The sequence below is a fragment of the Nocardia sp. CNY236 genome (assembly GCF_000482385.1).
GTDB lineage: Bacteria > Actinomycetota > Actinomycetes > Mycobacteriales > Mycobacteriaceae > Nocardia.
The window spans coordinates 131,184-143,739 of sequence record NZ_KI519396.1; the positions used below are offsets into that span (position 1 = coordinate 131,184).

At 63.4% G+C, this 12,556-nt stretch carries 13 protein-coding genes; 9 read left to right on the plus strand and 4 right to left on the minus strand.

Translation table 11 applies throughout. The annotated features are described in order from the left end of the window. Window positions 1-116: 116 nt before the first annotated feature. Complete coding sequence (locus tag K940_RS0125880; protein ID WP_081706689.1) at window positions 117-1,727, minus strand: ABC transporter substrate-binding protein; 1,611 nt, start codon at window positions 1,725-1,727, stop codon at window positions 117-119. Window positions 1,728-1,964: 237 nt separating this feature from the next. Next, complete coding sequence (gene nadE, locus K940_RS0125885) at window positions 1,965-2,792, minus strand: ammonia-dependent NAD(+) synthetase (RefSeq protein ID WP_028479843.1); 828 nt, start codon at window positions 2,790-2,792, stop codon at window positions 1,965-1,967. Window positions 2,793-3,304: 512 nt separating this feature from the next. On the opposite strand from nadE, the gene nrdH reads away from it, so the two are divergent. The 3 genes from nrdH (at window position 3,305) to nrdE (ending at window position 6,212) form a co-directional block, all read left to right on the plus strand. Further along, on the plus strand, window positions 3,305-3,538 hold the full coding sequence (nrdH, locus tag K940_RS0125890) for a glutaredoxin-like protein NrdH (protein ID WP_028479844.1): 234 nt from the start codon (window positions 3,305-3,307) through the stop codon (window positions 3,536-3,538). A 68-nt stretch (window positions 3,539-3,606) separates the two neighbouring features. After that, window positions 3,607-4,068: a class Ib ribonucleoside-diphosphate reductase assembly flavoprotein NrdI gene (gene nrdI / locus K940_RS0125895; protein ID WP_028479845.1), complete on the plus strand. Its 462-nt coding sequence runs from the start codon at window positions 3,607-3,609 to the stop codon at window positions 4,066-4,068. 62 nt (window positions 4,069-4,130) lie between these two features. After that, complete coding sequence (gene nrdE, locus K940_RS0125900; protein WP_231390523.1) at window positions 4,131-6,212, plus strand: class 1b ribonucleoside-diphosphate reductase subunit alpha; 2,082 nt, start codon at window positions 4,131-4,133, stop codon at window positions 6,210-6,212. 69 nt (window positions 6,213-6,281) lie between these two features. Here the strand turns inward: nrdE and K940_RS0125905 are convergent, their stop codons facing one another. After that, window positions 6,282-7,244: a YafY family protein gene (locus tag K940_RS0125905; RefSeq protein WP_028479847.1), complete on the minus strand. Its 963-nt coding sequence runs from the start codon at window positions 7,242-7,244 to the stop codon at window positions 6,282-6,284. 61 nt (window positions 7,245-7,305) lie between these two features. On the opposite strand from K940_RS0125905, the gene K940_RS33875 reads away from it, so the two are divergent. Both K940_RS33875 and K940_RS30510 read left to right on the plus strand, forming a co-directional pair. After that, window positions 7,306-7,446: an epoxide hydrolase N-terminal domain-containing protein gene (locus tag K940_RS33875; RefSeq protein ID WP_231390519.1), complete on the plus strand. Its 141-nt coding sequence runs from the start codon at window positions 7,306-7,308 to the stop codon at window positions 7,444-7,446. Beyond that, the gene (locus K940_RS30510) at window positions 7,433-8,230 is read left to right on the plus strand and encodes an alpha/beta fold hydrolase (protein ID WP_051407554.1); all 798 of its coding nucleotides are present in this window, start codon (window positions 7,433-7,435) and stop codon (window positions 8,228-8,230) included. Before K940_RS33875 ends, K940_RS30510 begins: the two co-directional genes overlap by 14 nt. On the opposite strand, the gene K940_RS0125915 is transcribed toward K940_RS30510, so the two are convergent. Further along, entirely contained in the window at window positions 8,188-8,835 is a 648-nt protein-coding gene (locus K940_RS0125915) for a thioredoxin domain-containing protein (RefSeq protein ID WP_028479848.1), read from the minus strand. The genes K940_RS30510 and K940_RS0125915 overlap by 43 nt on opposite strands. A gap of 393 nt (window positions 8,836-9,228) precedes the next feature. Here K940_RS0125915 and K940_RS0125920 point away from each other — a divergent pair, with 393 nt between their 5' ends. From K940_RS0125920 to K940_RS30525, 4 genes are all read left to right on the plus strand, one after another. Next, window positions 9,229-10,152 carry a cation diffusion facilitator family transporter gene (locus K940_RS0125920; protein WP_028479849.1) on the plus strand — a complete coding sequence of 308 codons (924 nt, stop codon included), beginning with the start codon at window positions 9,229-9,231 and terminating at the stop codon, window positions 10,150-10,152. Window positions 10,153-10,166: 14 nt separating this feature from the next. Continuing rightward, window positions 10,167-11,090 (plus strand): AraC family transcriptional regulator, encoded by a 924-nt coding sequence (locus K940_RS31275; RefSeq protein ID WP_051407555.1) that lies wholly within the window; start codon window positions 10,167-10,169, stop codon window positions 11,088-11,090. Next, window positions 11,087-11,839 carry a transglutaminase family protein gene (locus K940_RS30520; RefSeq protein ID WP_051407556.1) on the plus strand — a complete coding sequence of 251 codons (753 nt, stop codon included), beginning with the start codon at window positions 11,087-11,089 and terminating at the stop codon, window positions 11,837-11,839. Before K940_RS31275 ends, K940_RS30520 begins: the two co-directional genes overlap by 4 nt. A gap of 424 nt (window positions 11,840-12,263) precedes the next feature. Beyond that, window positions 12,264-12,556 (plus strand): helix-turn-helix domain-containing protein (locus K940_RS30525; protein WP_196812364.1); only part of this gene is annotated, 293 nt, incomplete at its 3' end.

Sequence of the window (12,556 nt, forward strand, 5' to 3'; positions counted from 1 at the left end):
CGAATCGCCGCCGCCCTTGCGCAAGCGTGGCCGAATCGGACGCCGGGTTCGGGTCGGGGTCCGATTCGGCTTCGTATCCGCAGCCGTTGCCCCAGGCTCGGCTACGTGATCAGAAGTCACTTGCTCAGTACCGAATAGCGGAACTTGGACGCCGCGTCGAGCGTCTGTTCCACCCCCTGTACCCCTGCGGCCGATGCGGCGATCTGCTTGCCGGACAGCAGCGGGATGATCGGTAGGAAGTTCTGCGCGAGATCACGCTGCAGTTGCTCGATCTGATTCATCCGCTTGTCATGATCGGGCTGGGTGACTTCGGCGATCAGCTGGGCGGAGATACCCGGGTCTTCGAAGTGTGATTGCAGGAAGTTGTTCGGACCGAAGAACGGGGTGAGGTAGGTATCCGGATCCGGAAAGTCGGGGAACCAGCCCAACTGATAGAGCGGGTAGGCATCTTGGGTTCGTTCCTTCTGGTAGGTGACCCACTCGGTGGATTGCAGGTTGACCCGGAACAGTCCGGTGGCTTCCAGTTGCGACTTGATCGCCGCGTACTCCTCGGAACTGCTGGAACCATAGTGATCCGGGTTGTACTGCAAGTTCAGCTCGACCGGAGTCGGGACACCAGCATCGGCGAGAAACTTCGCGGCCCGATCCTTGTTCGGCTGTGCTCCGTAGATGTCCTTGAATGGCTCCACCGCCCCTGGAATGCCCGACGGCACGGACGAGTACGCCGGCATATACGTATTCTTGTAGACGCCCGCGGCCAGTGCTTCTCGATCGACGGACGCAGCGACTGCTTTGCGCACGGCCAGCTTCTGCTCCGGTGTGTCGCCCGGCATGGTCTCGAGATTGAACACGATGTAGCGCAGTTCGCCGCCAGGGCCCTCGTGCACGTCGACGTCGCCGTCGTTGCGTAGTGACTCGATGTCGGTGGGCGTGAAGGACCGGTGTCCGACATCGAGCGATCCGTTTTGCAGGTCCAGCTTCATGTTGTCGGCAGTGGCGTAGTACTTCGTCGATACGCGCGTGGTTTTCGGGGCCTCCAGGATTCCGTCGTAGCTATCGAATGCCTGGTATTCGACCAACTTGTTCTTGTCGTAGCTTCCAATGGTGTATGGACCGGAGTACCCCTTGGCCTGCACCACATCCTCGTCCGGCATCACCGTGTCCGGTGAGTACACCTGCTCGTCGACGATCGGTCCGGCCATCGTGGCCAACACCGAGGGGAAGGTCTGGTCGTTGGACTCCTTCAAGGTGAACGTGACCGTGCGCTCGTCCACGACGTCGGTCTTGTCCAGGTTCTCCAACAGCGATACAGGTCCATTCGGATCGTTGATCCGCTGCATCCGATCGAAGGAGAACTTGACGCTGGTCGCGGTCAACGGATTGCCGTTGGCGAAGGTCAGGCCCTCTTTCAGGACGCAGGTATACACCGTGGACTCGGTGAACTCGCACTTGCGGGCCGCATCCGGCTCGGGGGTCGTGGAGCCGGGCGCGAAATTGAGCAAGTGCTGATAGATCTGCGTGATGACGGTATACGACCCGTTGTCGTATGCAGCTGCGGGGTCGAGCGCGAAGATTTTGTCCGTGGTGCCCACCACCAGTCCTGCGGCTTCCCCGTCGCCGGTTCGTCCGGAACCGCACGCTGCGGCTGCCGATGCGACAAGTGCCACCAGGCCGACTGCCGCGATGGTTCGCATGCCGGTTCGTCGCTTGATTCTCGAATTCCTCATGCCATTCCACTTCTCGAGTGCCGCGCTACCCGGCTCCGGATCACGGAGCCGGCATGTGCGCAATCAATTTTTTTGGCACCGTACCTTCGGCGAAATTTGTCCACATGTCGAATCGTCATCGGGACGGGGGAGAAGTGGTCGCCTGTCCAGAAGCGCCGCAGGCCGGCGGGCGCGATATCTCGAGTGCGCCACAGCACAGCTCACGACAGCCAGGCAGGTCGTGATGAGCCTCTGACGCTAGCGGCGCCACCAGGTGTCCAGCGGTGTCACCGGGACTGCTCGCTTGTGCCGGGTGGTGTGGTAGAGAGATTCGATCCTGGCGGCGACATCGGAGGTGACATTCCGACCCTCCAGGTAGTCGTCGATCTCGGTGTAGCTCAGCCCGAGGGCCTCCTCGTCGGGTAGGGCAGGCCGATCGTCTTCGAGGTCCGCGGTCGGCACCTTGGAATAGATGCTCGCGGACGCGCCCAGCTCCTGCAGCAGTGCTGCACCCTGGCGTTTGGTCAGGCCGGTGAGCGGAGTCAGATCGACCCCGCCGTCACCATATTTGGTGAAGAAGCCAGTGACGGCCTCGGCAGCATGGTCGGTGCCGACCACCAACAAATTCTCCTGCCCGGCCAGTGCGTATTGGATGACCATACGTTCGCGTGCTTTGATGTTGCCGCGCACGAAGTCGCGCAGCGTATCCAGGTGGAGTGCGGACGCGGTCTCTGTGGCGACGGCGTCTGCGCCGGGGCGGACGTTCACCACGACGTGGCGGTCGGGCTGGACGAAGTTCATCGCTATCTCCGCATCGGCCTCGTCGGCCTGGACCCCGTAGGGCAGCCGGACGGCGAGGAATGTCCGGTTCTTCCCCTCTGCGCGCAGCTCTTCGACCGCGAGTTGGCAGAGTCGGCCGGTGAGAGCGCTGTCTTGCCCGCCGCTGATGCCGAGGACGAAACCCAGTGCGGACGTGGCGCTCAGGCAGTCTTTGAGGAAGTCGATGCGCCGACGCACCTCGATCTTCGGCTCGATCGTGGGCTGGACGCCCAACTCCTCGATGATCTGTTCCCGCATATTCCGCATGTCACTCGAGTCTAATGACGATCCAACGGCGGACAACATCACGAGCGGTTGGGGTGTCGTTCGGCCCTCCGGGCTCGGTCGTCGCCGCACGCTCGGTCGTGTTGGGTCGGCACTGGCGGCGACCGGGTATCGGTGTAAGCTTCACCCCCGGTTCACGCCGCGGGAGGCCGGCGCCGGGGATCTCGACCCGCAGCTGTTGCTAGCTATTAGCTGATGTGTAGAGATGTGATCTGTGTCGCTGTCTGTTTCGGCTCGAATCGAGTGCGCTGGTACTTCTATCAGTGGAATTTCATCGATGTGACTCGCTACATGTCGTGTCGGGTGACTCTGTCGGCCACTAGGTGTAGTGTCTTGAGTACTGGAAGGCGACACGAAATCTCGATCGTTACGAGTCGGTCCCCCGGCGCCTGATCGGGAAGTCGAGTCCGAATCCAGGAGTTTGCGCAACGTGCGTCGGATCGTGCATCCGTACAGATAACCGGCCGTGGAACAGGCACCAGGAGAGGACAACGATGACCGTCACCGTGTACACCAAGCCCGCGTGCGTCCAGTGCAATGCCACGTACAAGGCGCTCGACAAGGTTGGGGTGGACTACGAGGTCGTCGACATCTCCGAGAACGACGAAGCGCGCGACTATGTGATGGCTTTGGGGCATCTGCAGGCGCCGGTCGTCGTGGCCGGGGACGATCACTGGTCCGGATTCCGGCCCGACCGCATCAAGTCGCTGGCCACCGTGGCGGCCTGAGTCTTCCACCGAACGCGCTCGATCCGAAAGCGGTCCGGCGCGATGCTGCCGAGAGGGGTGCGTGGATCATGTCGGAGACGGCGGCGTTGGTCTACTTCTCCAGCGCTTCGGAAAACACTCATCGCTTCGTCGAGAAGTTGGACCTACCGGCCACTCGAATACCCCTACACCTCGCCGACTCGCTGCGGGTGGACCAACCCTATGTGCTGATCGTGCCCACCTACGGGGGTGGTAGGCATGTGCTGGGCGCAGTCCGCTCCGACAAGGACTTCGTGCCGCGACAGGTCGCCAAGTTCCTCAACGATCCGCACAATCGGCAGTTGCTGCGTGGCGTCATCGCGGCGGGCAATACCAACTTCGGCGACACCTACTGCTACGCGGGCGAGCTGATCTCGCGCAAGTGTGGTGTGCCGTACCTGTATCGCTTCGAACTCATGGGAACCGCCGAGGACGTCGAACGCGTCCGCGAGGGATTGGAATTGTTTTGGCAACAGCAACGTCAGCACCGACCGGAAAAGCAGCTCGCTTAGAGCAACCACCGGTCCGCGGCGCCGAGGCCGGCGAGGTTCTGGACTACCACGCCCTCAACGCGATGCTGAACCTCTACGGGCCGGACGGCAAGATCCAATTCAGCAAGGACCGTGAGGCCGCGCACCAGTACTTCCTGCAGCATGTCAATCAGAACACCGTCTTCTTCCACAACCTGGACGAGAAGCTGGACTATTTGATCAGCGAGAACTACTACGAAGCGGGGGTGCTCGAGCCCTACGCCCGCGAGTTCGTCAAGAGGCTGTTCAAGCAGGCCTACGCGAAGAAGTTCCGGTTCCCGACCTTCCTCGGTGCGTTCAAGTACTACACCTCCTACACCCTCAAGACTTTCGACGGTAAGCGCTATCTGGAGCGGTTCGAGGACCGGGTGTGCATGGTCGCGCTCACCCTCGCCGCCGGCGACGAGCAGTTGGCCTCGCGCTTGGTCGACGAGATCATCGACGGCCGGTTCCAGCCGGCCACGCCGACATTCCTCAATTCGGGAAAGAAACAGCGCGGCGAGCCGGTGTCGTGCTTCCTGTTGCGTATCGAGGACAACATGGAGTCCATCGGTCGCTCGATCAACTCTGCGCTGCAGTTGTCCAAGCGTGGCGGCGGTGTCGCGTTGTTGCTCAGCAATATTCGCGAACACGGCGCGCCGATCAAGAAGATCGAGAACCAGAGCTCGGGTGTCATCCCGATCATGAAACTGCTCGAAGACGCGTTCTCCTATGCCAATCAGCTCGGCGCCCGCCAGGGTGCGGGTGCGGTCTACCTGCATGCGCACCATCCGGATATCTATCGCTTTCTGGACACCAAGCGGGAGAACGCGGACGAGAAGATTCGGATCAAGACTCTGTCACTGGGCGTGGTGATCCCGGACATCACCTTCGAACTGGCCAAGAAGAACGAGGACATGTACCTGTTCTCGCCGTACGATGTCGAACGCATCTACGGCAAGCCGTTCGCCGACATCGACGTCTCGGCGAAGTACCACGAGATGGTCGACGACAAACGGATCCGCAAGTCGAAGATCAAGGCGCGAGAGTTCTTTCAGACCATCGCCGAGCTGCAGTTCGAGTCCGGTTATCCCTACATCATGTTCGAGGATACGGTGAACCGGGCCAGCCCGATCGCCGGCAAGATCACGCACTCGAACCTGTGCTCGGAGATCTTGCAGGTGTCCACCCCATCGGAGTTCAACGACGATCTGTCCTACGCGCAGGTGGGCAAGGACATTTCCTGCAACCTCGGCTCGCTGAACATTGCCAAGACGATGGACTCACCCGACTTCGCTCGGACCATCGAGGTGGCGGTCCGAGCATTGACCGCGGTGTCCGACCAGACTCACATCTCCTCGGTGCCATCCATCGAACACGGCAACAACTCCGCGCATGCCATTGGCCTCGGGCAGATGAATCTGCACGGCTATCTGGCGCGCGAGCGGATCCACTATGGCTCCGAGGAAGGTGTCGACTTCACCAATATCTACTTCTACACCGTTGTCTACCACGCGATTCGCGCGTCGAACCAGATCGCCGAGGAGCGCGGCAGCTACTTCGGCGGCTTCCCCGAATCGAAGTACGCCAGCGGTGAATACTTCGACAAGTACACCGATCGGGTATGGGAGCCGGCAACTGATCGAGTGCGGCAGTTGTTCGCCGATGCCGGGGTTCGCATTCCCACCCAGGAAGACTGGCGCGAACTCGAGGCGTCGGTCAAGAAGCATGGGATCTACAACCAGAACTTGCAGGCGGTGCCACCGACCGGTTCGATCTCCTACATCAATCACTCCACCAGTTCCATCCACCCGGTGGCGTCGAAGATCGAAATTCGCAAGGAAGGCAAGATCGGGCGGGTCTACTACCCCGCGCCCTACATGACCAACGACAACCTCGAATACTACGAGGACGCGTACGAGATCGGGTACGAGAAGATCATCGATACCTACGCAGCGGCTACCCAGCACGTCGACCAGGGCTTGTCGCTGACGCTGTTCTTCAAGGATTCCGCTACGACTCGCGATCTGAATCGTGCCCAGATCTACGCGTGGCGCAAGGGGATCAAGACGCTCTACTACATTCGTCTGCGCCAAATGGCTTTGGAGGGAACCGAAGTAGAGGGTTGCGTGTCCTGCATGCTGTAGCCGGCTCGGCCGGCACACGAGTCGGAAGCGAATGTGGTTGTGTGACAGGCAGCGTGGGCTCGATGCTGGCTATTTTCGGTTCGTCGCACGGGTGAACCGGCCCACCAGACTCTGGATGTGGGTAACCAGTTCCGGTGGGGATTCGACCTCGAATTCGACGTCCAACATGCCGATCACCAGTGCGACCACCGCGTAGGAGTCCGATCCCATTTCGAGGCGACACGTTCGCTCGTCGATAGGGGTGACGATACCTTCGACGCGGCCGGCGAATTCCTCGGCCGGGGCATGCACGCGCACCACGCACTGGTAGGGCCGGACGGCGAAGTCCATTGTGCGGCGAAGATAGGCGACGACGTCCCCGTCGGGGGAAGGACGGTGGGTGAAGCGTCGACCGTTCGGTGTCCGCAACGACATTCGGTCGATGCGGAAGGTGCGCCAGTCGGACCTGACGGTGTCCCAGCCGACGAGGTACCACCGGTGGCTCCAGTGCGCTATGCGGTGCGGCTCTACGGTGCGCCGGGTTTCGTCGCCGGTATGGCTTCGGTAGTCGAAGCGTAGGGTCTCGGCAGTACGGATGGCCGCGGAGATAGCAGTGAGCGAGTCGACGTCGACCGGGGGACCGGGGTCGTATCGGGGCGGCATGGCCACGATCGCCCCACGTAGGGCGTCGACGCGGTAGCGTAGTCGTGTCGGAAGCACCTGCTCGACTTTGGTCAGCGCGCGCAGTGACGCTTCCTCGATGTCGGCGATATTGCCGGTCGTGTTGGTCTGCAGGCCCAGCGTGACGGCGACCGCCTCGTCGTCGTCCAGCAGCAGCGGCGGCAGTGACGCGCCCGGTCCGAGACGGTATCCCCCGAGTGGTCCCAACACCGCGTGCACCGGATACCCCAACTCCCGCAACCGATCCACGTCGCGCCGAATGGTGCGGGTGGTGACGTCGAGTCTGGCGGCCAACTCCGTACCAGTCCAGTCTTTGTGCATCTGCAGTAGCGACAGCAGCCGCAGCAGGCGGGTGGGGGCGGTTTCCGACATGGATCGATCATCCCGCCTGTATAGGACTCGATCTTTCCTATACAGGTTGGAGACTATTCCTATGCCCGAGGCATCCTCCGCGATCATCCCCTTCTGCGTCGACATTCCGCAGGCAGACCTCGACGAGCTGAATGATCGACTCGGCCACACCCGGTGGCCCGATGCCCTGCCGGGTGTCGGCTGGTCCTATGGGGTCGACTGACACCGGCTGGGACGCGGCCCGGATCGCGCGAGCTTGGGCGGAATTGATGCGGCGGCTGGGCTACGAGCGCTACGGCGCGCAGGGCGGCGACTACGGCAGCCTCATTTCACCCGCACTGGGGCGGGTCGTACCGGACAAGGTCATCGGCGTGCATGTGAATGCGCTCGCCGATGCGGCGACAGCAACCGGCTCCGGCCAGGAACTCACCGAGTTGTCGGAGGCGGACCGAGCGAAGGCGATCGCGAACCAGGTGTGGTGGTACGGGCGCAATGGTTATGCGACCCAGATGGCCTTGCGATTGCAGACCATTGCCTACGCTCTCAACGACTCGCCGGGCGGTCAGCTGGCCTGGAACCTGGAGTGGTTCGTCGACTGGGACCCGACGGCCACCGACCAAGCGCCCGTCGACCGCGACGTCGTCCTGACCAACGTTACGACCTACTGGCTCACCGGCACCGCTGGTTCGGCCGCACGTATCTATCGGGCGTCCGGGGCGTCGTGGGGCAGCAAGCCCGCGCCCTCAGGTGTGCCGACCGCCGTCGCGAACTTCCAAGGCGACCGCGCCGTGCGCGGCCTCGCAGAATGGGCCAACACCATCGTGCGCTGGAACGAGTACCCCGTAGAGGGCACCTCGCTTCACTCCAGGCTCCCACCGAACTCGTCACCGATATCCGAGAGTTCTTCCGCTTCATCGGTCGATAGTTTCGCGGAGCCGGTCACGCTCGCGCGAGCGAGCTGGGATCAGCCCAGTGCGGTGTCGAGGGCGGCGGCCAGGTCGGGGTAGCTATTGGTGGTGATCCTCGTGTCGTTGACGAAGAAGGTGGGGGTGCCCTGGACGCCGAGGGCCAGCCCGTCGTCGAAATCGGCGCGGACCCGGGCGGCGGTGGCCGGGTTGTCGTAGGCGGCGTCGAAGGCGGCCATCTCCAAGCCCAGCTCGGCGGCGAAGCCCCGGAAGACCCCGTCCAGGGCGACGCGTTGTTCGCCCCACGCGGCCTGGGTTTCGAACATGCGCTGATACATCTGCTCGAACCGACCCTGCTGCGCGGCGGCTTCCACGGCGCGCGCGGCGCGTTCGGAGTTGAAATGCGATGGGATCGGGAAGTAGCGCACCACGAAGGTGACGCGGTCGCGGTACTGCTCACGCAGCCGCTCCACGGTCGGGAACATCGCTCGACACGCCTCACATTCGAAGTCCAGGAACTCCACCAGTGTCACCCGCCCATCCGCCGCAGTGGAGAGCCGATGGCTGTCCGGACCCACCGCCGACATCCCACCGGCGCGCGCCTCTGCACCGCTGCCACGGCTGGCGTCCTCGCGGGCATCCGTCAGCAGGATCGCGGTCACCACGACCGCGGTCACCACGGCCAGGGTGGTCAGGATCCGGAACATACGAGAAGAGGAACGGGCCGGGCGGGTCACCACATACCACCGCGATAAAAAGGACAAATCGGAAATTTCGCGAGCACGCGCACAGGCTACCGTCACCCCACCCGGCGCGGAAGGCCACCGCACGGTCGCGGCGCATCCACGCGAATGGAACACCGCCACCGGCAGCGACACCGTCGCGGCGGTGACCATGCCCGGCGAGTAGTCGCCGAACTATGCCGCGAGGTGGAATGCAGCGCCGACCGCGAATTGCCACTGAACCCCCCATGAACACCCACCATAAACATGGTTGTATGCGCATGTTACTATAGTTTGGAATCGAAGGCGGGTGCTCCGTCGCGGCACGATGAAAGCGATGTGCCAACAGATGTCGGCACGGGTGAGCGGGAGGTCGACGTGGGGCAAGGGCATGATCACGGGGTGTCGGTGGCGGATGCAGGTAGTGCCTCCGGGAAATATGTGCAGCGGCTGATCTTGGCGATCGGCTTGGGTCTGGTCACGCTCGTGACTCAGCTCGTCGTTGGGTTGTCGACCTCGTCGCTGGCGTTGCTGTCGGATTCCGCGCACGTGTTCACCGACGTGTTCGGTGTCGTGATGGCGCTGGTGGCGATCCTGGTGGCCCGCCGCGCGTCCCTGCGGGTCGACCGTTCCTTCGGGATGTACCGCGCAGAAGTGCTTGCCGCACTGTTCAATGCGGTGCTGCTGTTCGCGGTGGCGGGCTGGGTGCTGTTTGAAGCGATCGGCCGATTGGCCGAACCACCGGAGGTACCGGGCCTTCCGGTAACCATTGTCGCCGTGGTGGGCCTGGTGATGAATGTCGCGGCCCTGTTGCTGCTGCGCCGTGGGGCGGGAGAAAGTCTCAATGTTCGGGGTGCCTACCTGGAAGTGCTGGCCGACATGCTCGGCTCCATCGGCGTGCTGATCAGCGGCCTGGTGACCCTGCTTTTCGGGTGGCGCTATGCCGATCCGCTCATCGGCATCGGCATCGGCCTGTTCGTCCTGCCCCGGGCCTACAATCTGGGCAAGCACGCGCTGCGGATCCTGTTCCAGCATGCTCCGGCCGGGATGGACGTCGATCGGGTCCGCACCTCCCTGGAAGGTCTCACCGGCGTGCAGCAGGTTCACGACCTGCACGTGTGGACGTTGACGTCCGGGATGGAGGTGGCCTCGGCGCACCTGGCGATCGACGAGGACGCCAACCCGGACGCGGTGCTGGTCGCGGCGCAAGAACTCCTGGCCGACTCCTACCACCTCAACCACGCCACCCTGCAGGTCGAAGTCGCCAGCATGGCCGAACGCTGCAAGCGGTTGTCCTGGTAGCGTCCCCGGCTCGGATGACCGATCAGCCCACCGCACACGCCACAGGCGGCCAATGCGATGCCACAACCGGGCCTGCCGCAACCTCCCGCCCGCACGAGCCGTCCACCCGGCGCGTCGGCTGCCCGTCGAGGTGGGCGGGTCGGGTCATCGTCGCTCCCGGCCTCATCGTTTATCTCGGCCCAGGTTCGTCCGCTGACGAGCATGCCCATCACGCAATCCAATTCGTCTGGGGTCTCGACGGCGGGTTCGACATCGCACTGGGCGACCACCGCAGCCACGTCGGAGCCGCCCTCGTACCCGCCGACACCGCACATCGATTCGACGCACACGGCAAGCGAATCGCCCTGGTGCTGATCGACCGTTCCGGCCGCTACGGCACCGAGCTACAGCACCTCGCCGTCGACCTGGCGGGCACCGATTTGACGCACCAGCTCGCGACGTTCGCGCCACCCGAAACCGACATGACCGCCGAAGAGGCCACCGCCTGGTGCGAGGGTCTGATCACCGCCCTCGGCATCGACGCCATCCCGGCGACACCGCCCGCGCCGCCGGTCGAACGAACCCTCGCCTACCTCCGCGGCGACATCTCTGGCACACCACGGTTGTCCGCGGCCGCCAGGCACGCGAACGTCTCACCGACCTGGCTCACCCACACCTTCTCCCGGCAGATCGGTATCCCCTTCCGCCGCTACGTGCTGTGGATGCGCATCCAACGCGCGGTCGACGAACTGTGCCGCGGCGCCGACCTCACCACCGGCGCGACCTACGCCGGGTTCAGCGATTCGGCACACCTGAGCCGGGTGTTCCGCACCAATTTCGGGCTGGCACCCTCGACCCTGCTCCACAGCACCACACTCCTCGGCGGCAGCTGGACGCACCCACAACGACCGCAACATTCAAGCCCCGACAACCCGCCGCGACCTACGGTCAGATCATGAACCCCCACCTGCGCCCCGCCCCGATTCTGGACTACAACCACCCCCGGCTACAGCAACTCATCGGCGAGCGCGGCTGGAGTGACCTGCTCACACCCGACCGCATCGCCGCCGTCTACACCTTCGTCCGCGACGAAATCCCCTTCGGCTACAACGCCTCCGACGACATCCCCGCCTCCACCGTGCTCGCCGACGGCTACGGCCAATGCAACACCAAAACCACCCTGCTCATGGCGCTGCTGCGTGCCCTCGACGTGCCCACACGCTTCCATGGCGCGACCATCCACAAAAGCCTGCAACGCGGCATCCTCACCGGCGCGTTCTACTGCATCGCACCCCGCGACATCATCCACAGCTGGGCCGAAGTGCGGCACGAGCGAGGGTGGGTCGGTCTGGAAGGGGTCATCCTCGACCGCCCATACCTCGGCGGAGTGCGCGCCAGATTCCCCGACCAACGCGATTGCTTCCTCGGCTACGGCGTCGGCACCACCAATCTCACCGAACCACCCATCGACTGGAACGGCACCGACACCGCCATCCAATCCACGGGCGTCAACAACGACTACGGCACCTACGACGATCCCGACACCTTCTACCGCCAACACGGAACCAACGTCCGCGGCCTACGCGCATGGCTGTTCAACCACCACATCCGGCCCATCATGAACCGCAACGTTGCCGCCATCCGATCCTGTACCCCCGCAGTCCCTCAGCAGCCCGACTCTGCACCCTTCACGTCGAAACGTCGCTGAGCAACTGCGCGGGGGCAACCGCGACGACTAGCCTGGTCCAGGCGTGGTGTTACCCACCACCACAGGCACATTGGCCTCGACGTCCTGGTGCTGAAGTCGCAGACAGCGTTCGACCGATCGAGCCGATTCGTAACACGCCTGCCAGAACCGATTTGGCAATCGGCCTACTCGGTCACATAGCGAGAACAGAAGGTATGCCGTTGGATCTGGTGCGGCGTGCGCTGGGCCGCATTCTCCGTCTGTAGTCGTTGGGCCGTTTCGAGGGGAAGTGTCTGGACTTCTCCCGCTGGAGCCGTGCTCCTACTTAGAGTAGTAGATACCCTCGACGGGGTTCCAGCTGCGGTTTCCGTGCACGACATGTAAGTAGTATTGACCCGGAACTGAATGTTTGCGGATGTGGGTGGTGTTCGTGTAGACCCGCGGGGTGGGTGATGATCTGAGGGTGGATATGCGCAGGCTTTCGCCGAGCCAGCAGGAGGCGTTGCGGATGCGGGTGGTGGCTGCGTTGGATGAGGGGATGTCCGCGGCGGAGGCGGTGCGGGTGTTCGGGGTGTCGGAGAACTCGATCCGCAATTGGAAGGCCCGCTACGCGTTCGGTGGTGTAGCTGGTTTGGAGTCGCGACGGCCGGGGCGTAAAGCGGGTGTGCTGCGGAAACTGACACCGGATCAGGAGATGGCGTTGGTGGAGGCGGTCGTGGAGTTCACCCCTGATCAGTT

Excerpts from the sequence above, each read along its gene's own strand:
- nrdE (WP_231390523.1), top strand. The coding sequence starts at position 4,131 with ATGCTGAACCTCTACGGGCCGGACGGCAAGATCCAATTCAGCAAGGAC.
- K940_RS0125905 (WP_028479847.1), bottom strand. The coding sequence starts at position 7,244 with ATGTCGGAAACCGCCCCCACCCGCCTGCTGCGGCTGCTGTCGCTACTG.
- K940_RS30520 (WP_051407556.1), top strand. The coding sequence starts at position 11,087 with ATGAACCCCCACCTGCGCCCCGCCCCGATTCTGGACTACAACCACCCC.
- nrdH (WP_028479844.1), top strand. The coding sequence starts at position 3,305 with ATGACCGTCACCGTGTACACCAAGCCCGCGTGCGTCCAGTGCAATGCC.
- K940_RS30510 (WP_051407554.1), top strand. The coding sequence starts at position 7,433 with ATGGGGTCGACTGACACCGGCTGGGACGCGGCCCGGATCGCGCGAGCT.
- nrdI (WP_028479845.1), top strand. The coding sequence starts at position 3,607 with ATGTCGGAGACGGCGGCGTTGGTCTACTTCTCCAGCGCTTCGGAAAAC.
- K940_RS0125915 (WP_028479848.1), bottom strand. The coding sequence starts at position 8,835 with ATGTTCCGGATCCTGACCACCCTGGCCGTGGTGACCGCGGTCGTGGTG.
- K940_RS31275 (WP_051407555.1), top strand. The coding sequence starts at position 10,167 with ATGACCGATCAGCCCACCGCACACGCCACAGGCGGCCAATGCGATGCC.
- K940_RS33875 (WP_231390519.1), top strand. The coding sequence starts at position 7,306 with ATGCCCGAGGCATCCTCCGCGATCATCCCCTTCTGCGTCGACATTCCG.
- nadE (WP_028479843.1), bottom strand. The coding sequence starts at position 2,792 with ATGCGGAATATGCGGGAACAGATCATCGAGGAGTTGGGCGTCCAGCCC.
- K940_RS0125880 (WP_081706689.1), bottom strand. The coding sequence starts at position 1,727 with ATGAGGAATTCGAGAATCAAGCGACGAACCGGCATGCGAACCATCGCG.